General features: G+C 72.9%; 18 protein-coding genes. 6 read left to right on the forward strand and 12 right to left on the reverse strand.

Translation table 11 applies throughout. From position 1 onward, the window contains the following. A partial coding sequence (locus AC3EVP_RS32160; protein ID WP_335975565.1) for a GNAT family N-acetyltransferase occupies positions 1-518 on the reverse strand: 518 nt, incomplete at its 3' end. Between the two features lie 534 nt (positions 519-1,052). Here AC3EVP_RS32160 and AC3EVP_RS32165 point away from each other — a divergent pair. Next, on the forward strand, positions 1,053-1,721 hold the full coding sequence (locus AC3EVP_RS32165) for a lysophospholipid acyltransferase family protein (protein ID WP_435136032.1): 669 nt from the start codon (positions 1,053-1,055) through the stop codon (positions 1,719-1,721). A gap of 72 nt (positions 1,722-1,793) precedes the next feature. Here the strand turns inward: AC3EVP_RS32165 and argH are convergent, their stop codons facing one another. The 7 genes from argH to AC3EVP_RS32200 form a co-directional block, all read right to left on the reverse strand. Next, positions 1,794-3,260: an argininosuccinate lyase gene (gene argH / locus AC3EVP_RS32170; RefSeq protein WP_435136034.1), complete on the reverse strand. Its 1,467-nt coding sequence runs from the start codon at positions 3,258-3,260 to the stop codon at positions 1,794-1,796. A 146-nt stretch (positions 3,261-3,406) separates the two neighbouring features. Beyond that, positions 3,407-3,940 carry an arginine repressor gene (locus AC3EVP_RS32175; protein WP_435136036.1) on the reverse strand — a complete coding sequence of 178 codons (534 nt, stop codon included), beginning with the start codon at positions 3,938-3,940 and terminating at the stop codon, positions 3,407-3,409. 16 nt (positions 3,941-3,956) lie between these two features. Further along, complete coding sequence (locus AC3EVP_RS32180; protein WP_435136163.1) at positions 3,957-5,120, reverse strand: acetylornithine transaminase; 1,164 nt, start codon at positions 5,118-5,120, stop codon at positions 3,957-3,959. A gap of 38 nt (positions 5,121-5,158) precedes the next feature. Continuing rightward, entirely contained in the window at positions 5,159-6,160 is a 1,002-nt protein-coding gene (gene argB, locus AC3EVP_RS32185; protein WP_335975547.1) for an acetylglutamate kinase, read from the reverse strand. Beyond that, on the reverse strand, positions 6,157-7,311 hold the full coding sequence (gene argJ, locus AC3EVP_RS32190) for a bifunctional glutamate N-acetyltransferase/amino-acid acetyltransferase ArgJ (RefSeq protein ID WP_435136038.1): 1,155 nt from the start codon (positions 7,309-7,311) through the stop codon (positions 6,157-6,159). Before argJ ends, argB begins: the two co-directional genes overlap by 4 nt. Continuing rightward, complete coding sequence (argC, locus tag AC3EVP_RS32195; protein WP_435136040.1) at positions 7,308-8,336, reverse strand: N-acetyl-gamma-glutamyl-phosphate reductase; 1,029 nt, start codon at positions 8,334-8,336, stop codon at positions 7,308-7,310. The genes argJ and argC overlap by 4 nt, the downstream gene beginning before the upstream one ends. A 93-nt stretch (positions 8,337-8,429) precedes the next feature. Beyond that, a complete protein-coding gene (locus AC3EVP_RS32200; RefSeq protein WP_435136042.1) occupies positions 8,430-9,005 on the reverse strand; it encodes a TetR/AcrR family transcriptional regulator in 576 nt (191 codons plus the stop codon). A gap of 92 nt (positions 9,006-9,097) precedes the next feature. On the opposite strand from AC3EVP_RS32200, the gene AC3EVP_RS32205 reads away from it, so the two are divergent. Together AC3EVP_RS32205 and AC3EVP_RS32210 are read left to right on the forward strand one after the other, a co-directional pair. Next, positions 9,098-9,544, forward strand: a complete 447-nt coding sequence (locus AC3EVP_RS32205) for an anthrone oxygenase family protein (protein ID WP_435136044.1) — start codon at positions 9,098-9,100, stop codon at positions 9,542-9,544. Between the two features lie 147 nt (positions 9,545-9,691). After that, a complete protein-coding gene (locus AC3EVP_RS32210) occupies positions 9,692-11,911 on the forward strand; it encodes an NADP-dependent isocitrate dehydrogenase (RefSeq protein ID WP_435136046.1) in 2,220 nt (739 codons plus the stop codon). A gap of 149 nt (positions 11,912-12,060) precedes the next feature. Here AC3EVP_RS32210 and AC3EVP_RS32215 read toward each other — a convergent pair whose 3' ends face one another. Together AC3EVP_RS32215 and AC3EVP_RS32220 are read right to left on the reverse strand one after the other, a co-directional pair. Further along, positions 12,061-13,236 carry a methyltransferase gene (locus AC3EVP_RS32215; RefSeq protein ID WP_435136048.1) on the reverse strand — a complete coding sequence of 392 codons (1,176 nt, stop codon included), beginning with the start codon at positions 13,234-13,236 and terminating at the stop codon, positions 12,061-12,063. A 69-nt stretch (positions 13,237-13,305) separates the two neighbouring features. Next, positions 13,306-13,785 carry an RrF2 family transcriptional regulator gene (locus AC3EVP_RS32220; protein ID WP_435136166.1) on the reverse strand — a complete coding sequence of 160 codons (480 nt, stop codon included), beginning with the start codon at positions 13,783-13,785 and terminating at the stop codon, positions 13,306-13,308. Between the two features lie 210 nt (positions 13,786-13,995). Here AC3EVP_RS32220 and AC3EVP_RS32225 point away from each other — a divergent pair, with 210 nt between their 5' ends. Continuing rightward, positions 13,996-14,724 carry an SDR family oxidoreductase gene (locus AC3EVP_RS32225; protein ID WP_435136050.1) on the forward strand — a complete coding sequence of 243 codons (729 nt, stop codon included), beginning with the start codon at positions 13,996-13,998 and terminating at the stop codon, positions 14,722-14,724. 402 nt (positions 14,725-15,126) lie between these two features. Here the strand turns inward: AC3EVP_RS32225 and AC3EVP_RS32230 are convergent, their stop codons facing one another. Further along, on the reverse strand, positions 15,127-15,861 hold the full coding sequence (locus AC3EVP_RS32230; protein WP_335975522.1) for a DUF7873 family protein: 735 nt from the start codon (positions 15,859-15,861) through the stop codon (positions 15,127-15,129). 113 nt (positions 15,862-15,974) lie between these two features. Next, positions 15,975-17,267 carry a glycoside hydrolase family 10-like protein gene (locus AC3EVP_RS32235; protein ID WP_488179838.1) on the reverse strand — a complete coding sequence of 431 codons (1,293 nt, stop codon included), beginning with the start codon at positions 17,265-17,267 and terminating at the stop codon, positions 15,975-15,977. Between the two features lie 269 nt (positions 17,268-17,536). Between AC3EVP_RS32235 and AC3EVP_RS32240 the strand changes: the two genes are divergently transcribed. Continuing rightward, on the forward strand, positions 17,537-18,394 hold the full coding sequence (locus tag AC3EVP_RS32240) for a 3-hydroxybutyryl-CoA dehydrogenase (protein WP_335975518.1): 858 nt from the start codon (positions 17,537-17,539) through the stop codon (positions 18,392-18,394). A gap of 167 nt (positions 18,395-18,561) precedes the next feature. Further along, positions 18,562-19,848, forward strand: a complete 1,287-nt coding sequence (locus AC3EVP_RS32245) for an NAD(P)/FAD-dependent oxidoreductase (protein ID WP_435136169.1) — start codon at positions 18,562-18,564, stop codon at positions 19,846-19,848. Positions 19,849-19,866: the final 18 nt, after the last annotated feature.

A 19,866-nucleotide genomic window follows, 5' to 3' on the forward strand; every position in this document is an offset into this window, starting at 1 on the left:
GCCGTGGCCGCGTAGCTCCCGGCGGGGGCCGGCGGGCGGGCCGCGGACTTCTCCATGTGCACCAGGCTGAGCCGGCGGTTGACCGGCTCCGCGGCGCCCACCTGCTCGTAGCCGAGCTTGCGGTACATCCGCTGCTGGACCTGGCTGCGGTGCCCGGTGAAGAGGCGGTAGCGCTTGGCCTCGGCTTCGGCGGCGAGGCGGTCTTCGAGTGCGGCGAGCAGGCGCCCGCCGAGCCCGTGCCGTTGCAGGCGCGGGTGGACGATCAGCTTGCCGATACGGGCGGTGCCGTCGTCGTCGACGGCGCCGCGGACGGAACCGACGACCTCCTCGCCGAGCCGCGCCACGAGGACGGTGCTCCCGGCGAGTTCGGCGCGCAGTTCCTCGAGGGTCTGGGTGAGCGGCTCGATCGTGTAGTCGCCGTACAGCTCTGCTTCGCCCTGATAGCACAGGTACTGGAGTTTCAGGATCTTCTCGGCGTCGCCGCTGTTCGCCGTAGAGATGGTCACGCTCATGCCCATGTCGCGCGGGCCTCCCCTTCGAAATCCGTCCGGGCGGGATTGAGGGTGTGGTGCACGCCCGGAACGTGTGCCTGTGCGGAGTTGATACGAATGTGCGCTCGATGTCGCCTCCGCTGGCGCCGATGATCGCACAGGTGAACCGGTCGGGTACCGCTGCCGCGGTCTCCGGCACAGCGCCGCCGAGGCGTGCCGCGAGCACGTCCGGACGTCGGCTGTTTACCGTGCATTACCCCGTCCCACCGGGGATTCAACCCTCCGATTCACGACCGGAACGGGCGAGTTGGCGCCCCGTGCGGGCGACCTGGGCGGCACCGGCCTGTGATATTCCCAACTCCCCTGCCGCGCGGGGCCGGTCGGCCGTGCGGCGGCGCCGTCCCCGGCACCCGGTGCGGCCTGCGCGGACGTCCGTTCCCCGGTGGGTGAACCCGGCGTGCGCGGGCGGGGGCCGCGCAAGTATCGTCGGGGGCCTACGGGCCGGTAGGGTCGGTCCGCAGGTTGACGTCCGTACGAGCCCGGAGGGGTCCGTTGTCCCGCATGTCCCGCAGCGTGCTGAAGGCGATCCTGCTGGTGCTGATGCGTGTGCTGTACCGCCCGGTCGTGGAGGGCGTGGAGCACATCCCGTCCGGGGGCGCGGTGATCCTGGCGGGCAACCACGTCACCTTCATCGACTCCCTGTTCCTGTCGCTGGTGGTCGACCGGCAGGTCTACTTCATCGGCAAGGACGAGTACGTCACCGGCAAGGGGCTCAAGGGCCGCCTGATGGCCTGGTTCTTCACCACCTGCGGCATGATCCCGGTGGACCGCGACGGCGGCCACGGCGGGGTGGCGGCGCTGATGACCGGGCGCCGGGTACTGGAGGAGGGCAAGATCTTCGGGATCTACCCCGAGGGCACCCGCTCCCCCGACGGCCGGCTCTACCGCGGCCGCACCGGCATCGCCCGGCTGGCGCTGATGACCGGCGCCCCCGTGGTCCCGTTCGCGATGATCGGCACCGACAAGGTGCAGCCCGGCGGCACCGGGATGCCCCGCATCGCCCCGGTGAAGGTCCGCTTCGGCACCCCGCTGGACTTCTCCCGCTACGACGGCATGGACCGCGACCGCTACGTGCTGCGCGCCGTCACCGACGAGGTGATGTCCGAGGTGATGCACCTCGGCGGCCAGGAGTACGTCGACATCTACGCGACCAAGGCGAAGGCGGCGTAGGAACAGGCTGAAACGGCTGGGGGCGGGCACGGTCTTCGTGCCCGCCCCCAGCCGTTCGTGCGGCGGCCCGGCTTACGCGGAGGGCCCGGCGGCGGCGCTCTGCTTGGCCGTCGCCCAGGCGTGCTGGGTGGCGAGGTCCGCCTTGACCTCGGCGAGTTGGACGGCGACGGCGGACGGCGCGGTGCCGCCGCGGCCGTTGCGTGCGGCGAGGGCGCCGGGCACGTTGAGCACCTCACGCACCTGGGGGGCCAGGTGCGGGGAGATCTTCGCGAACTGCTCGTCGGTGAGCTGGTCGAGCTCGATGCCCTCGGCCTCGCACACCTTGACGCACTCCCCGGCCACCTCGTGCGCGACCCGGAACGGCACGCCCTGCCGGACCAGCCACTCGGCGATGTCGGTGGCCAGCGAGAAACCGGCCGGGGCCAGCGCCGCCATCCGCTCCTCGTGCACCGTGAGGGTGGCCATCATGCCGGTGAACGCCGGGAGCAGCACCTCCAGTTGGTCGCAGGAGTCGAAGACCGGCTCCTTGTCCTCCTGGAGGTCCCGGTTGTAGGCCAGCGGCAGCGCCTTGAGGGTGGCCATCAGCCCGGTGAGGTTGCCGATCAGCCGGCCGGACTTGCCGCGGGCCAGCTCGGCGATGTCCGGGTTCTTCTTCTGCGGCATGATCGAGGAGCCGGTGGAGAAGGCGTCGTGCAGGGTGACGAAGGAGAACTCCTTCGTGTTCCAGATGATGATCTCCTCGGCGATCCGGGAGACGTTGATCCCGATCATCGCGGTGATGAACGCGAACTCCGCGACGAAGTCCCGCGAGGCGGTGCCGTCGATGGAGTTGCCGGCGCTGCCGTGCTCGAAGCCGAGGTCACGGGCGACCGCCTCCGGGTCCAGGCCGAGCGAGGACCCGGCGAGCGCGCCGGAGCCGTACGGCGAGACCGCGGTGCGCTCGTCCCACTGCCGCAGCCGCTCCGCGTCCCGGGACAGCGCCTGCGCGTGGGCGAGCACATGGTGGGCGAAGAGCACCGGCTGCGCGTGCTGGAGGTGGGTGCGGCCGGGCATCGCCGCGTCCGGGTGCGCCTCCGCGAGGCCGACCAGCGCGTCCTGGAGGTCGGCGACCAGACCGCCCATGATCCGGGCGTGGTCGCGCAGGTACATCCGGAAGAGCGTGGCGACCTGGTCGTTCCGCGACCGCCCGGCCCGCAGCTTCCCGCCGAGGTCCGGGCCGACCCGCTCCAACAGGCCCCGCTCCAGCGCGGTGTGCACGTCCTCGTCGGCGATCGTCCCGCGGAACGTGCCCGCGGCCACGTCCGCCTCCAGCGCGTCCAGCCCGGCGATCATCCGGTCCAGCTCGTCCGCGGTCAGCAGCTCGGCCCGGTACAGCACCCGCGCGTGCGCGCGGGACCCCGCGATGTCGTACGGCGCGAGCCGGAAGTCGAAGTGCACGGACGCCGACAGCTTCTCCAACGCGGCGGACGGCCCGTCGGCGAACCGCCCGCCCCACAGCTTCAGATCCTGGCCGCCGGCCGCGTTCTTCTCAGCACTCATGAGCATAATTATGCACTCCCCCGCATGATTCACCAAGCTCAAGGCGGCTCGACCGGAGGACCAGAAGCAATAAAGGGGCGCGAGGAACTGCGCGAGCAACCGGCCACCGGGTGGCAGCCGGCTACGAGACCGCAACCACGACGGCGCTACGCCTCCCCCTGCGCAAGCCTCAGCAAGTGATCCGCCAGCTTCTGCCCCCCGGCAGGGTCCCGAGAGATCAGCACCACCGTGTCATCCCCGGCGATCGTCCCGAGGATGTCGTACACCTCGGCCTGGTCCATCGCCGACGCGAGGAACTGCGCCGCCCCCGGCGGCGTCCGCACCACCACGAGGTTCGCCGAAGCCTCCGCGGAGATCAGCAGCTCCGCGGCGAGCCGCCGCATCCGCTCCTCCTTGACCGACTCCCCCAGCGGCGCCTGCGGCGTGCGGAACCCCCCTTCGGAGGGCACCGCGTAGATCAACTCCCCGTCGTTCGTACGGATCTTGACCGCGCCGAGTTCGTCGAGGTCCCGGCTGAGCGTCGCCTGGGTGACGCTCAGCCCGTCGTCGGCGAGCAGCTTCGCCAGTTGGCTCTGGGAGCGCACCGGCTGCCGCCCCAGCAGGTCGACGATCCTGCGGTGGCGGGCGGTACGGGTCTGCGGGACGGCCTGTCCCGCGCCATGCGCATGCTGCTCGGTCATCGTGTACGGATCTCCGTCATTCTCCTGATCGGCCCGCCTGAGCGGCCTGGTGCACCTCGTCGAGCACACCGGGCAGCACCCGGAGGAACGCGTCGGTCTCCGCGTCGCCCACGACCAGCGGCGGGGCGAGGCGCACCACCCCGGGGACGGCCGCGTTCACCAGGAGCCCGGCCTGCTGCGCCGCGCGCTCGACCTTGGCGGCCAGCGGCTCGGTGAGCACGATACCGATCAACAGCCCGGAACCGCGCACGTGATCGACGAGCGGGTGGTTCAGCGCGGCCACGCCCTGCCGCAGTTTCTCGCCCTGCCGCTTGACGTTGTCGAGCAGGTCCTCGGCCGCGATGGTCTCCAGGACGGCCAGCGCGGCGGCGCAGGCGACCGGGTTGCCGCCGAAGGTGGTGCCGTGGCTGCCGGGGGTGATCAGCTCCGCGGCCTCGCCGAACGCGATCGCCGCACCGAGCGGCAGCCCGCCGCCCAGGCCCTTGGCCAGGGTCATCACGTCGGGCTCGACGCCCTGTGCCTGGCACTCGAACCAGTGGCCGGTCCGGCCGACGCCGGTCTGCACCTCGTCGAGGACCAGGAGGGTGCCGGTGGCCGCGGTGATCTCCCGGGCCGCCCGCAGATAACCGGCCGGGGGCACCACGACGCCGTACTCGCCGAGGATCGGCTCCAGGATCACCATCGCGGTGTCGGTGGTGACCGCGGCGCGCAGCGCGGCCTCGTCGCCGTACGGGACGTGGGTGACGTCGCCGGGCAGCGGCTCGAACGCGGTGCGCTTGGCGGGCTGGCCGGTGAGCGCCAGGGAGCCCATGGTGCGGCCGTGGAAGGCGCCCTGGGCGGCGACGACATGGGTGCGGCCGGTGAGCCGGCCGATCTTGAAGGCCGCCTCGTTGGCCTCGGCGCCGGAGTTGGCGAAGAAGACCCGGCCCGGGCGGCCGGCCAGCTCGATCAGCCGCTCGGCGAGCGCGACGGTCGGCTCGGCGAGGAAGAGGTTGGAGATGTGGCCGAGCGACCCGATCTGCCGGGTGACGGCCTCGACGACGGCCGGGTGGGCGGTGCCCAGGGCGTTGGTGGCGATGCCGCCGACGAAGTCGAGGTACTCGTTGCCCTCGGCGTCCCAGAAGCGGGCGCCCTCGCCGCGGGCCAGCGGCAGCCGGGGGACGCCGTAGCTGTTCATCATCGCGCCCTGCCAGCGCTGGGCCAGCTCCTCGTTGGCGGTCACCGTGCTCCCCCTTCTGCGGACGGGTCCGCGGTCGTCGTGTGGTCGGCGACAAGGGCGCCGGGCGGCGCCGGGTCCTGCGCCGGGTCCGGGTCGGGCACGACCATCGTGCCGATGCCCTCGTCGGTGAAGATCTCCAGCAGGATCGAGTGCGGCACCCGGCCGTCGATGACGCGGGCGGTGCTCACCCCGTGGCGTACGGCGTGCAGGCAGCCCTCCATCTTGGGCACCATCCCGCTGGACAGGTCCGGCAGCAGCATCTCCAGCTCGCTGGCGGTCAGCCGGCTGATCACGTCGTCGCTGTGCGGCCAGTCCTCGTACAGGCCCTCGACGTCGGTGAGCACCATCAGCGTCTCGGCGCCGAGGGCCGCGGCCAGCGCGGCGGCGGCGGTGTCGGCGTTGACGTTGTAGATGTGGCCGTCGTCGGCGGAGCGGGCGATCGAGGAGACCACCGGGATACGGCCGTCGGCGAGCAGCGCCTCGATGGCGCCGGTGTCGATCGCGGTGATCTCGCCGACCCGGCCGATGTCCACCGTCTCGCCGTCGATCGTCGGGCGGTGCTTGACGGCGCTGATGGTGTGGGCGTCCTCGCCGGTCAGGCCGACCGCGAGCGGGCCGTGCCGGTTGAGCAGGCCGACCAGTTCGCGCTGCACCTGGCCGGCGAGCACCATCCGGACCACGTCCATCGCCTCGGGCGTGGTGACCCGCAGGCCCGCCTTGAACTCGCTGACCAGGCCGTGCCGGTCGAGCTGGGCGCTGATCTGCGGGCCGCCGCCGTGCACGACGACCGGCTTGAGCCCGGCGTGCCGCAGGAACACCACGTCCTGCGCGAACGCGGCCTTCAGCGCGTCGTCGACCATGGCGTTGCCGCCGAACTTCACCACCACGGTCCGGCCGTGGTGCCGGGTCAGCCAGGGCAGCGCCTCGATCAGGACCTGCGCCTTGGGCAGCGCGGTGTGCTTGCGCGGGGTTCCCCCGGGGCGGGGGTCGGTGGTGGTCATGAGCTGTACGCGCTGTTCTCGTGGACGTAGTCGGCGGTGAGGTCGTTGGTCCAGATCACGGCGGACGCGTCGCCGGCGCCGAGGTCGGCGGTGATGACGACCTCGCGGAAGCGCATGTCGACCAGGTCGCGGTCCTCGCCGACCGAGCCGGCCCGGCAGACCCACACGCCGTTGATCGCCACGTCGAGCGCGTCGGGGTCGAAGGCGGCGGAGGTGGTGCCGATCGCGGACAGCACCCGGCCCCAGTTGGGGTCCTCGCCGTGCACGGCGCACTTCAGGAGGTTGTTGCGGGCGATGGAGCGGCCCACCTCGACGGCGTCGTCCTCGGTCGCGGCGTGCACCACCTCGATCCGGATGTCCTTGCTCGCGCCCTCGGCGTCGCCGATGAGCTGCCGGGCGAGGTCGGCGCAGACCGCGCGGACGGTCTCGGCGAGCTCCTCGTACTCCGGGGTGACGCCGGAGGCGCCCGAGGCGAGCAGCAGCACCGTGTCGTTGGTGGACATGCAGCCGTCGGAGTCGATCCGGTCGAAGGTCAGCCGGGTGGCGTCCCGCAGCGCCTTGTCCAAGGTGCCCGGGTCGGCGTCGGCGTCGGTGGTGAGGACCACGAGCATGGTGGCCAGGCCCGGGGCGAGCATGCCCGCGCCCTTGGCCATGCCGCCGACGGTGAAGCCGGACGGGCCGGTGGCCACGGCGGTCTTGTGCACGCTGTCGGTGGTCTTGATGGCGATGGCGGCCTTCTCGCCGCCGTGCTCGGACAGCGCGGCGGCGGCCGTGCCGATGCCCGCCAGCAGCTTGTCCATCGGCAGCCGCAAGCCGATCAGGCCGGTCGAGGCGACCGCGACCTCGCCCGCGCTGTGGCCCAGCACCTCCGCGACCCGCTCGGCGGTCGCGTGCGTGTCCTGGAAGCCCTTGGGGCCGGTGCAGGCGTTGGCGCCGCCGGAGTTGAGCACCACGGCGGTCACCTCGCCGCCCTTGAGCACCTGCTCCGACCACAGCACCGGTGCGGCCTTCACCCGGTTCGACGTGAAGACGCCCGCGGCGGCCCGGCGCGGCCCGGCGTTGACCACCAGGGCCAGGTCCGGGTTGCCGTTCTCCTTGATCCCGGCGGCAACCCCCGCCGCCGTGAACCCCTTAGCTGCCGTCACGCTCAAGGCGCCACTCCGATCGTGGAAAGTCCCGTCGCCTCCGGGAGCCCGAGGGCGATGTTCATGCTCTGTACGGCGCCGCCCGCGGTGCCCTTCGCGAGGTTGTCGATCGCGCTGATCGCGATGACGCGCCCGGCGTCCGGGTCGTGGGCGACCTGGACGTGTGCGGCGTTGGAGCCGTAGACCGAGGCGGTCGCCGGCCACTGGCCCTCGGGCAGCAGGTGGACGAACGGCTCGTCGGCGTACGCCTTCTCGTACGCGGCGCGCACGTCGGCCGCGCCGACGCCCGGGAGCGCCGCCGCGGAGCAGGTCGCGAGGATGCCGCGGGGCATGGGCGCGAGGGTGGGCGTGAAGGACACGCTCACCCGCTGCCCGGCGACCGCGCTGAGGTTCTGGATCATCTCGGGGGTGTGCCGGTGGCCGCCGCCGACGCCGTAGGGCGTCATGGACCCCATCACCTCGGAGCCGAGCAGGTGCGGCTTGGGCGCCTTGCCCGCGCCGGACGTGCCGGACGCGGCGACGACCACCGCCTCGGGCGCCACCAGGCCGGCCACGTAGGCCGGGAAGAGGGCGAGCGAGACGGCCGTCGGATAGCAGCCGGGCACCGCGACGCGCTTGGACCCCTCCAGCGCGGCGCGGCCACCCGGCAGTTCGGGCAGCCCGTACGGCCAGCTGCCCGCGTGCTCCGACCCGTAGAACCGCTCCCAGTCGGCGGCGTCCCGGAGCCGGAAGTCGGCGCCCATGTCGATCACGAGCACATCCTCGCCCAGCTGCTCGGCGACCGCCGCGGACTGGCCGTGCGGCAGCGCGAGGAAGACCACGTCGTGGCCGGCGAGCACCTGCGCGGAGGTCTCCGCGAGCACCCGGTCGGCCAGCGGCACCAGGTGCGGCTGGAGCGCGCCCAGCCGCTGCCCGGCGTTGCTGTTGCCGGTCAGCGCCCCGATCTCGACCTCGGGGTGCCCGACGAGCAGTCTGAGCACCTCTCCGCCGGCGTATCCGCTGGCCCCGGCCACCGCCACCCGTACCGTCATGGCTCCTCCTTCGACGGCATGACTATACGGGCGGGTGCACTTTTATGCAATGAGCCGAACGGGGGTCACCCGCGGGCGCACCCCGGGGCGGGGTCAGCCGGCGGCGAGGCGGGCCACCAGCAGGCCGACGCGGCGGTCGGCCTCGGTCGCAGGCAGGCGCCCCTCGCGGGTGAGGGTGGCCAGGCCGTGCAGGGCCGCCCAGAACAGCTCGGTGAACAGTCCGGGGTCGGCGTCCCCGGCGACCGGGCCGAGGGTTTCGAGCAGGGCGGCGAAGGCGTCCTTGAGCGACGCCGGGGTGTCCTCGCGCGCGAACGCCAGACCGCCGTCGAGCCGGAACAGCGCGTCGTAGACCGCCGGGTTGCGCGCCGCGAAGTCGAGGTAGGCCCGGGCGAGTGCCGCGACCCGGTCGCGCGGCCCGGGCACGGCCGAGACCGCGGAGCGCAGCGCGGCGGCCAGCTCGGCGGCCCCTTCGACGGCCACGGCGCCGATGATCTCGCGCTTGCCCCGGAAGTGGCTGTAGAGGACGGGCTGGCTGTACTCGATCCGCTCGGCGAGCCGGCGGGTGGTGACCGCGTCCCAGCCCTGCCGCTCGGCGATCTCGCGGGCCGTCGCCACGATCAGCCGCTCGCGGTCCGCCCGCTCGCGCTCCTTGCGTTCCTGTACCGACATGACTCGATCCTAGCATCGCTAGACAATCGAGCGGCAGCAGGTCTAGCGTTGGCCCTAGTCCTAGCAACGCTAGATTCCAGAAGGGGTCACCCATGCTCAACGCACTCGAGGTCGTCACCACCGTGGTCGTCGGCGTGATGGTGGGGGTGGAGTTCTCGGTCGCCTTCGTCGTCAACCCGATCCTCGGGGCGCTGCCCGTCGACAGCTACCAGCTCGGCCGCGCCCACGGGGGCCGGATGCTCGGCGCGGTGATGCCGTTCTGGTACATCGGCTCGCTCGTCCTCGTCGCGCTCTGGGCGGCGGCTGGCCGGCACCACCAGGGGGCCGGGCTCGTCGTCACCGCCGGCGCGCTGCTGGTCACCAGCGTGGTCATGTCGCTGCTGCTGCTCGTCCCGATCAACAACCGCACCAAGGCGTGGACCCCCGAGAATCGGCCCGCGGACTGGCGGGAGCAGATGGACCGCTGGGACCGCTTCCACTACGTCCGCGTCGCCGTGATCGTCGCGGCCTTCGCGGCGCTGGCCGCCGCCCTGGTCTGAGGCAGGGGCGGGGCAGGGCGGGACGGACGGGGCCGGGGCCGGGCGGTGTCCGGTTGTCCACAGGAATCCGGGGGCTTGTTCGAGGAGAGGACGGCGACGGGATATCTTGATATCAAGCAATGTTGGAGACTGGACGGAGAGCAAGCGGTGGCTGACTCGACCATCATCTACACGCACACCGACGAGGCCCCGGCCCTGGCCACGTACTCGTTCCTGCCCGTGATCCAGGCGTACGCCTCGACCGCCGGGGTCACGGTCGAGAGCCGGGACATCTCGCTGGCGGGCCGGATCATCGCCGGCTTCCCGGAGTACCTGGAGGAGGACCAGCGGATCGACGACGCGCTGGCCGAGCTGGGTGAGCTGGCGCAGCGGCCCGAGGCGAACATCATCAAGCTGCCGAACATCTCCGCGTCGATCCCGCAGCTCAAGGCGGCCGTCGCCGAGCTGCGCGAGCAGGGCTACGCACTGCCGGACTACCCGGACGACCCGAAAACCGACGAGGAGCGCGACATCCGCGCCCGGTACGACAAGGTCAAGGGCAGCGCGGTCAACCCGGTGCTGCGCGAGGGCAACTCCGACCGCCGCGCGGCCGCCGCGGTGAAGAACTACGCCAAGGCCCACCCGCACCGCATGGGCGCCTGGTCGGCGGACTCGAAGACGAACGTGGCCACGATGGGCGCCGACGACTTCCGCTCCACCGAGAAGTCCGCGGTCATCGCCGCCGACGGCAGCCTGCGCATCGAGCTGCACGGCGACGACGGCAGCACCAGCGTGCTGCGCGAGTCGGTGCCGGTGCTGGCCGGCGAGGTCGTGGACGCGTCGGTGCTGCGGGTCGGCGCGCTGCGCGAGTTCCTCACCGCGCAGGTCGCCCGGGCCAAGGCCGAGGGCGTGCTGTTCTCGGTGCACCTGAAGGCGACCATGATGAAGGTCTCCGACCCGATCATCTTCGGCCACGCGGTGCGCGCGTTCTTCCCGAACACCTTCGCGGAGTACGGCGCGGTGTTCGCCGCCGCCGGCCTGACGCCGAACGACGGCCTCGGCGCGATCCTGGCCGGCGCGGAGAAGCTGCCGGAGGGCGAGGCGATCAAGGCGTCCTTCGCCGCGGAGCTGGCCGCCGGCCCGGCGCTGGCGATGGTCGACTCCGATCGCGGCATCACCAACCTGCACGTGCCCAGCGACGTCATCGTGGACGCCTCGATGCCCGCGATGATCCGCACCTCGGGCCACATGTGGGGTCCGGACGGCAAGGAGGCCGACACCCTGGCGGTGCTGCCCGACAGCAGCTACGCGGGCGTCTACCAGGTCGTGCTCGACGACTGCCGGGCGCACGGCGCCTTCGACCCGGCCACCATGGGCTCGGTGCCGAACGTCGGCCTGATGGCCCAGAAGGCCGAGGAGTACGGCAGCCACGACAAGACCTTCGAGATCGCCGCCACCGGCACCGTCCGGGTGGTCGACGGCAGCGGTGCGGTCGTGCTGGAGCAGGCCGTCTCGGCCGGCGACATCTTCCGGATGTGCCAGACCAAGGACCTGCCGATCCGCGACTGGGTCAAGCTCGCCGTCACCCGCGCCCGCGCCACCGGCGACCCGGCTGTCTTCTGGCTGGACGCCGAGCGCGCCCACGACGCGGCGCTGATCGCCAAGGTCGAGGCGTACCTGCCGGAGCACGACACCGAGGGCCTGGACATCCGGGTGCTCTCCCCGATCGAGGCGACGAAGCTGTCCCTGGAGCGCATCCGCCGCGGCGAGAACACCATCTCCGTCACCGGCAACGTGCTGCGCGACTACCTGACCGACCTCTTCCCGATCCTGGAGCTGGGCACCAGCGCCAAGATGCTGTCGGTGGTGCCGCTGATCAACGGCGGCGGGCTGTTCGAGACCGGCGCCGGCGGCTCCGCGCCCAAGCACGTGCAGCAGCTGGTCAAGGAGGACTACCTGCGCTGGGACAGCCTCGGCGAGTTCCTGGCGCTCGCGGTGAGCTTCGAGCACCTCGCGCAGACCACCGGGAACACGCGGGCGCAGATCCTGGCCGACACCCTCGACCGTGCCACCGGCACGTTCCTCAACGAGGACAAGTCGCCGTCCCGGCGGGTCGGCGGGATCGACAACCGCGGCAGCCACTTCTACCTGGCGGTGTACTGGGCGCAGGAGCTGGCCGCGCAGTCCGACGACACGCAGCTCGCGGAGGCGTTCGCGCCGCTGGCGAAGACCCTCGCGGAGCAGGAGGAGGCGATCGTCGCCGAACTCATCGCCGTCCAGGGCTCGCCGGCGGACATCGGCGGGTACTACCAGCCCGACCCGGCGAAGGCGACGGCGGTCATGCGGCCGTCGGCGATCTTCAACGCCGCGGTGGCGTCGCTGGGTTGATCGGCGGACGGGGCGCCCTCCTGTACGAGGGCGCCCCGCCGTGCGGGTCCCGCCGTGTGGGCCCCCGCCGTGCGGCCTCCCCGCTGTGAAGGCGTCCGCCAGGGAGCGCTTCGTGCCGGGAGCGGGTGCGTACGTGCCCCGGAGCGCAGCTACCTGGTGCTGCGCAGCACCACGTACTTCGGGTTCGCCGCGGCCACCTCGCCGTTGCCGAACAGGCGGCGCAGCCGCGGCAGGTAGGCGAGGTGGCGGTTGGCGACGACCCGCAGCTCGCCGCCCGCGGCCAGCGCCGCGTGCGCCGTGGTGAACATGCGGCGGGCGGCGGCGTCGGTGGTGGCGCGGTGGGAGTGGAAGGGCGGGTTGAGCAGCACCAGGTCGGCGCTGCCGGGCGGCACCGCGGTGAGGGCGTCCCCGACAGCGAAGCGGGCCTTGCTGCCGGGCGCGGCGTTGGCGTGGAAGGTCTCCTCGGCGGAGGCGACGGCCTGGTAGGACTCGTCGGTGAAGAGCACCTCGGCGTCGGGGTTGGCGAGGGCGGCGGCCGTACCGAGGACGCCGTTGCCGCAGCCGAGGTCCACCACCCGGTCCGGGCCGGTGCGGTCCGGCAGGTGCGCCAGCAGCAGGCGGGTGCCGAGGTCGAGCCGGTCGGCGCAGAACACCCCGGCGTGGTTGACGACGGTGCGCCCGGACATCGGGCCGATGCCGTCGGGCAGGGCGTAGCGCAGCGGCCAGGGGTTGGCGCCGCGGGCGAGGCCGGGCTCGGGCGTGCAGAAGACCAGCCGGGCCTTGCGCACCGCGAGCGAGGTGGTGGTGGGGCCGATGATCCGCTCGAAGAGGCGGAGCGTGGAGGTGTGGATCTCGCTGACCATGCCGGTGCCGAGCACGGTGGTGCCGGGGTGGACGGCGGGCGCGAGCCGGTGCAGCTGGTCCTCCAGCAGGGCGAGGCTCTTGGGCACCCGGACGATCAGCAGGTCGATCCGCGCGGGCGGTTCGTCGCGGGTGGTGCGCAGTTCGGCCGGGGCGCTTGCGGGTGCGCCTGCCGGGGCCCCGGGGATGGCGCGCCGCAGGTTCGCCTCCGCGGCCTGGCGGCCGAGGTAGGAGTCCGTGACCAGGGTGGGGCGGGGGGTGCCGCCCGCGGCGAGCGCGGTGGTGAGGGCGCCCCAGCGGTCACCGACGACGACGGTGCGGCCGCCTTCGGCCGCTCTCCCGGTGTCGGCGAGGTGCTGGAGGGCGTACGCGTCGGCGGCGTCCCAGGCCCGCAGCTGCTCGCGCGGCTCGGCCGGGTAGCGGGTCAGGTCGAGGTCGCCCCACGGCGAGCTGAATCGGTGCATCGTGCGCCCAGCGTATCGCCGGTACGGGACCGCTCCGGCCGCGGCCGCGGGCTCCCTCGCGCGGGGGCGTCAGGCGGGGGGCGAGCCGGTGAGCCAGGCGCCGAAGACCGGCAGCGCGCCCGGCCCGTAGTCGGCGTTCATGCCCGCGACGAGGTCGGCGATCGAGACGCCGCGCAGGGACTCCCGCCAGGCCGTGTCCGCCGCGGACATCGCGCGGGAGATGGCGCAGGGCACGGTGCAGGACTCGGGCGGGGTGGCCAGCGGGCCGCGCTGCCGGATCTCCGTGCAGACGAAGGCGCGCTCGGGGCCGTCGACCGCCTCGACCACGTCGAGCACGGTGATCGAGGCCGGTTCGCGGGTGAGAACGTAGCCGCCCGCCTTGCCCTGGACCGACCGCACCAGGCCGGCGCGGGACAGCGCCTGCAACTGCTTGGCCAGATAGCTCGCCGAGACGTCGTGCAGTTCGGCCAGCCGGGTCGCCGGCACCGGTTCCTCCACTGACGTGAGCACCACGCAGCAGTGCAGGGCCCACTCGACTCCGCCGGACATCTTCACCTGATCACTCTAACCAGCCCGCTCGCGGGCCCACTCGGTTCGGTACGCACCACGTCCGCGCCACGCCCGCCCCCCATCTTGACTCGGACAAGTCCCATCCGCGTATAGTCTCGGACAGAAGGTGTCCGAGTTTACGGCGGCACCTGGCCCGCCGGGCACGCACGCCTCGGCACGGACGGAACGGCACCCGACGGAAGGCATGTCATGAAGATCGCGGTCATCGGCGGCACCGGGCTGATCGGCTCCCAGGTCGTCACACGGCTCAAGGCCGCCGGGCACGACGCGACCCCGCACTCGCAGTCCACCGGTACGGACATCATCAGCGGAAAAGGACTGGACGAGGCCCTGGCCGGCGCCGGCACCGTCGTCAACCTGACGAACTCACCGACCTTCGACGAGGCGTCCGCCGGCTTCTTCCGGACCTCGATGGACAACCTCGTCGCCGCCGCCGGACGCAACGGCGTCCGGCACTTCGTGATCCTCTCGATCGTCGGGGTCGACCAGGTGCCGGAACTGGACTACTACCGGGCCAAGGTGCTCCAGGAGGACATCCTCAAGGCCGGGCCCGTGCCGTACTCGATCGTGCGGGCCACCCAGTTCATGGAGTTCGTCGACGCGATCCTGTCCTGGACCACCGACGGCGACACCGTACGGCTGCCGGCCACGCCCATCCAGCCCATCGCCGCCGCGGACGTGGCCGCCGCGGTGGCCGAGGTGGCCGCGGGCGCCCCGCTGGGCGGCGTCCTCGACGTCGCCGGACCGGAGGTCTTCGCGCTGGACGAGCTGGGCCGGCTCACCCTGCGGCACCGCGCGGACGCGCGCACGGTCGTCACCGACCCGGCCGCGGGCATGTTCGGCGCGGTCAAGGGCGACGTGCTCACCGACCGGAACGCGCGGCTCGCGCCGACCCGCTACACCGACTGGCTCGCCTGAAATCGCCCGCGGGCGGGCAGCCACGAAGGTGAGGGCAGCCACGAAGGTGGGGCCCGGGGCCTTGTCCTGGCCCCGGGCCCCGCTGGTGCCGCCCTGTGCTGCCGCCGGCCCCTGTCACCGCCCGGGTGAGCGTCACCTCGCGCGTGATGCCTTTTCACTACCGCCGCACGAGAGCGGCGGGCCGGAGTCGAACCGGCATTTCGCGATCCCTTGGCCCGAAGCGGCGGGCCGGCGATCGGCGGCCCGTGCTGAGTCTGGAGCGAGAGTCTGAGTCTGGCCGCGGCGCCGCTGTGCGCGGCCGCCGCCTCACGACGAGCTTCAGTTTCAGCTTTGCGCTCCCGCGCACTCCCCCGCACTCGCGCGGGGAAGCCCCTCCGCACGCGGCGGAGGGAACTTGTGGGGTCAGGCCCCGAGCAGGTAGCCGAAGACGGCGTCCCCGACCCGCCGGTCGGCGACCTCGGCGCCGTTGGCCTCCTCACGGGCGAACTGCACGGCCTGGTGGAGCTTGTCCACCCGCTCCAGCAGCTCGTTGACCCGGCGGGCCGGCAGCGCGCCGGAGAACTTCACCGTCGTCCAGTACCCGACCGCGATGTCCTCGTAGTAGACCTCGACCTGCGCCGGGTGCTGCTCGGTCGCCTCGGCCTTCACGTGGTTGCGCGGCACCTTGCGGGTGCGGATGGTGCGCACCGGCTCGGTCTTCCAGGCATCGGTGGAGGCGTCGAGGTTCCACGCCTCGGCGGCGTCGAGCACCGGCAGCTTCCGGATGAACTGCCCCAGCTCCACGAGCTGCTTCTCCAGGAAGAGCAGGTAGGTCACCGGCACATCGCGGACCAGCTCGCGGCCGTCCACCGTGATGTCGGCGCGCGCCTCGCAGTTCGCCCAGTCCTTGGTGGCGGTCACGTCGAAGAGCCGGCTCAGCGCGGTCGTCGCGGACCGCAGCACCTGCTCGGCCTGGACCTGCACCCGGGTGGACTCCGGCGGCAGCTGCTCGCCCTCCTCGTCCTTGGGCTGGTAGGTCCGGGCGATGCCGGACAGCAGCGCGGGCTTGAGCAGGTCGCGCTGGGCGGACGCCAGCTCGTGGTGGGCCTTGGACTTGGCGCCCTTCTCGACTGCGATGATCTGATTGAGTTTCGCCACGCGGAGAACGTAGCAGCGCGGGCGATCGGCACACGAACGTTTATCCGCCCGCGGCCGGGCCGTGAGGTGCTCACAACCGGCCGCGGACAGAGGAAAATTGACTGCCCGTCACCTCACGGCGTGCGCACCCTCGTCGGGTAGTGCTCGGCGACCACCTCGCTCATCGCGCCCAGCGGGTCGGCGCCCACCTGCGTCGCGGAGAAGTAGATGTTGCCGCGCACCTGCGGGTAGCCCGCGTCGAAGGCGAGGTGGCGGGAGAGCTCGGCCGGGTCCTGCCAGGCCGCCGGCTGGCCCGCGGCGCCGGCCTTGTACAGGGCCTCCCCCACGTAGAGCCTGGCGCGGGTGCCGGCCACCACATCGGACCACCAGGGCACCAGCACCGCGTAGTCGGCGGCCGCGAAGCCGATGTTCCAGTAGACCTGCGGGGCGATGTAGTCCAGCCAGCCGCGCTCGACCCAGCCGCGGGTGTCGGCGTGCAGGTCGTCGTAGGTCTGCACCCCGGCCGCGGTGGCCGAGCCGCGCGGGTCGGTGGCGGCGTTGCGCCACACGCCGAACGGGCTGATGCCGTACTGCGTGCCGGGCCGGACCTGCTTGATGCGGGCGGCCATCTCGCGCACCAGCAGGTCGGTGTTGTGGCGGCGCCACGCGTCGCGGTCGGGGAAGCCGGCGCCGTAGCGGGCATAGCTCGCGTCGTCGGCGAAGGTCTGGCCGGCCACCGGGTACGGGTAGAAGTAGTCGTCGAAGTGCACGGCGTCGACCGGGTAGCGGCGCACCGCGTCGAGCATGGCGTCCTCGACGAAGCGGCGGACCTGCGGCTGTCCGGGGTCGTAGTAGAGCTTGCCGCCGTAGGGCAGCACCCACTCCGGGTGCAGCCGGGCCGGGTGGGTGGGGGCGAGGGTGCCGGGGTCGTCGGTCATCGCGACGCGGTACGGGTTGAACCAGGCGTGCACCTCCAGCCCGCGGCGGTGCGCCTCATGGACGGCGGTGCCCAGCGGGTCCCAGCCGGGGTCGCGGCCCTGGGTGCCGGTGAGGTACTGCGACCAGGGCTCGTACGGCGACGGCCAGAACGCGTCGGCGGTCGGGCGGACCTGCACCATCACGGCGTTCAGCCGCCGTTCGACCGCGAGGTCCAGCAGGCCGGTCAGTTCGGCGCGCTGCGCTTGCGGGGACAGGCCGGGCGCGGAGGGCCAGTCGGTGTTGGCGACGGTGGCGATCCACATGCCGCGCAGCTCGCGGCGGGCAGTGCCCGGGGCCGCGGCGGGGCCGGCAGGACGGGCCGGGTCGGCGGTACGGGCGGCGTCTGCGGTACGGGCGGCGGTCGCGGCCTGTGCGGTGCCGACCGCCGCGGCCGAGGCCAGCGCTCCGGCGGCGGCGACGGTCAACGTCCTCCGGGAAAGCGGGTGCAGCGGGTCCATACGGTCCTCCTGATCGAGCTGATCTGCCTGATCCACCGTCCAGATCCGCCGATGATGGTGGCCCGGGCCGATGGCGGCAAGCACCGACTGGTCCAGTCCACTGGAGCGGCAGGGCGGCGGCCCCGCCGATCCTCCTGGGCGGTAACGTCTGTCCGGTACCCGATCGGGGCAGTGATCAGGGGCCGGTGATCAGAGGTACGAGCCAGCGCACGGCAGGCAGCGACGGGGCCGGACACGGCCGGCGATCGGGAGGCGGACGAGTGAGTGACATCCAGCGCGTCGGAGTGGTGGGCGCGGGCCAGATGGGTTCGGGCATCGCCGAGGTGTGCGCGAAGGCCGGACTCGACGTCCGGGTCGCCGAGACCTCCGGCGAGGCGCTGGAGTTGGGCCGCGCCCGGCTGGCGAACTCGCTCGCCAAGGCCGCGGAGCGCGGCAAGCTCACCGAACAGGAGCGGGACGCGGCGCTGGACCGGCTCACTTACACCACGGACCTGGCCGAGTTCGCCGACCGGGACCTGGTGATCGAGGCGGTGGTGGAGGACGAGCAGGTCAAGCTCGGCATCTTCAAGACACTCGACCAGGTCGTCACCCGCCCCGACGCCATCCTCGCCTCCAACACCTCCTCCATCCCGCTGGTCCGGCTCGCGGTGGCCACCTCGCGCCCCGACCAGGTGGTGGGCATCCACTTCTTCAACCCGGCCCCCGTCCAGCGCCTGGTCGAGATCATCCCGGCGCTCACCACCGGCAGCGAGACGGTCAAGCGCGCCGAGGCCCTGGTCACCGACGTCCTCGGCAAGCACCCCATCCGCGCCCAGGACCGCTCCGGCTTCGTCGTCAACGCCCTCCTGGTGCCCTACCTGCTCTCCGCGATCCGCATGTTCGAGTCCGGCATCGCCACCCGCGAGGACATCGACAACGGCATGGAGCTGGGCTGCGCCCACCCGATGGGCCCGCTCAAGCTCTCCGACCTGATCGGCCTGGACACGGTGGCCGCCATCGCCGACTCGATGTACTCCGAGTACAAGGAGCCCCTCTACGCGGCCCCGCCCATCCTCCAGCGCATGGTCGACGCGGGCCGCCTGGGCCGCAAGTCCGGCGCGGGCTTCTACGCCTACTGACGGCTCCCGGCGGACGGGCCGGACCGTTCCGGACCGTGCCGCGGCGGTCACGCCGTCGCCCCTCACGACGGGACTGCGGGCCCCCGGCAGCGCGAATCACCCGGACGGAGCCGTGGATTTTGGGGCGGGCCGGGTAGTCCACCGCTGAGGAGAGGGTGGTGGCGGTCGTGGCGGCTGGGGTGGAACCCGTGGACGTGCTGGTCGTGGGCGCAGGTGCGGCAGGGCTGGCGTGCGCCGGCGATCTGGCCGCCGCGGGCCTGACGGTGCGGGTGTTCGAGGGTTCCGACGGTGTGGGCGGGCGGATGCGCACCGACGTCCGGGGCGGGTTCCGCCTCGACCGCGGCTTCCAGGTGTTCAACACGTCGTATCCGCAGGTTAAGCGGCGACTTGAGCTGCGCAGGCTGCGGCTGCGGTCGTTCGCCCCGGACCTGCTGGTGCACACCGGCGAGGGGCGACTGCGGGTGGCGGACCCCACCCGCGGGCCCGTCCGGCTCGGCCGGCTGGCCGACCTCGTGCCCGGGCGGCTCGGCTCCGCCCGCGACCTCACCGCGCTCGGCGTGCTCAGCGGCCGCGACCTGCTCGCACCGCCGCACGTGCTGAAGCACGGCGCCGACCGCACCACGAGAACTGCCCTGTCGGCGGCCGGACTCTCCGAGGAGTTCGTGGACCGGGTACTGCGGCCGTTCCTGTCCGGGGTCTTCCTGGAGGACGAACTGGAGACCTCCAGCCGCTTCTTCCACCTGGTGTGGCGGTCCATGCTGCGCGGCACCCTGTGCCTGCCGGCCGAGGGGATCGGCGCGGTCCCGGCGCAACTCGCCGCGGCGTTGCCGCCGGGCACTGTGCGTCTGGAGTCCCCGGTCGAGGCGCTGACGGACGACGGCGTGCTGCTCACCGACGGGCGGGAGGCGACCGCCACCGCCGTGGTGGTCGCGACCGGGCCCGGCGCCGCGGTCCGGCTGCTGCCCGGGCTCGCGCCGGTGCCGACCCGCGCGGTCACGACGTACTACCACGCCGCCCCCGAACCGCCGCTCACCGAGCCGGTGCTGGTCACCGACTCCGCCCGGCGCGTGCTGAACACGGTGGTGCTGAGCGCGATCGGACCGACCTACGCTCCTCCGGGTCGAGCCCTCGTCTCCACCTCCGTCCTCGGCGTGACCGGCACCCCGGACGAGGCCGAAGTGCGCCGCACCCTGGCGGAGTTGTACGACACGGACACCGACGGGTGGGAGCCGGTGGCGGAGTACCGCGTACCGGAGGCGCTGCCCGCGATGCCGCCGCCCTGGCCGCTCACCCGCAGCACGCGCCGGCCCGCGGGCGACGGGTCGGCCATGAGCGACGCGGGCGGCGCACGCCGCTACCTGTGCGGGGACCACCGGGCGACCGGCTCGGTCCAGGGCGCCCTCGCGTCGGGGGCCCGCGCCGCCAGGGAGGTCCTGGCGGATCTGGGGGCGTGAACGGCCGCGCCGGGTGCG

The organism is Actinacidiphila sp. bgisy144 (genome assembly GCF_057708105.1).

What these genes read in the sequence shown, in the direction of transcription:
- argC (WP_435136040.1), bottom strand. Translation starts at nt 8,336, where the DNA reads ATGACGGTACGGGTGGCGGTGGCCGGGGCCAGCGGATACGCCGGCGGA.
- AC3EVP_RS32225 (WP_435136050.1), top strand. Translation starts at nt 13,996, where the DNA reads ATGAAGATCGCGGTCATCGGCGGCACCGGGCTGATCGGCTCCCAGGTC.
- AC3EVP_RS32205 (WP_435136044.1), top strand. Translation starts at nt 9,098, where the DNA reads ATGCTCAACGCACTCGAGGTCGTCACCACCGTGGTCGTCGGCGTGATG.
- argB (WP_335975547.1), bottom strand. Translation starts at nt 6,160, where the DNA reads ATGACCACCACCGACCCCCGCCCCGGGGGAACCCCGCGCAAGCACACC.
- AC3EVP_RS32200 (WP_435136042.1), bottom strand. Translation starts at nt 9,005, where the DNA reads ATGTCGGTACAGGAACGCAAGGAGCGCGAGCGGGCGGACCGCGAGCGG.
- AC3EVP_RS32175 (WP_435136036.1), bottom strand. Translation starts at nt 3,940, where the DNA reads ATGACCGAGCAGCATGCGCATGGCGCGGGACAGGCCGTCCCGCAGACC.
- argH (WP_435136034.1), bottom strand. Translation starts at nt 3,260, where the DNA reads ATGAGTGCTGAGAAGAACGCGGCCGGCGGCCAGGATCTGAAGCTGTGG.
- AC3EVP_RS32220 (WP_435136166.1), bottom strand. Translation starts at nt 13,785, where the DNA reads ATGTCCGGCGGAGTCGAGTGGGCCCTGCACTGCTGCGTGGTGCTCACG.
- AC3EVP_RS32180 (WP_435136163.1), bottom strand. Translation starts at nt 5,120, where the DNA reads ATGATGAACAGCTACGGCGTCCCCCGGCTGCCGCTGGCCCGCGGCGAG.
- AC3EVP_RS32215 (WP_435136048.1), bottom strand. Translation starts at nt 13,236, where the DNA reads ATGCACCGATTCAGCTCGCCGTGGGGCGACCTCGACCTGACCCGCTAC.
- AC3EVP_RS32165 (WP_435136032.1), top strand. Translation starts at nt 1,053, where the DNA reads ATGTCCCGCAGCGTGCTGAAGGCGATCCTGCTGGTGCTGATGCGTGTG.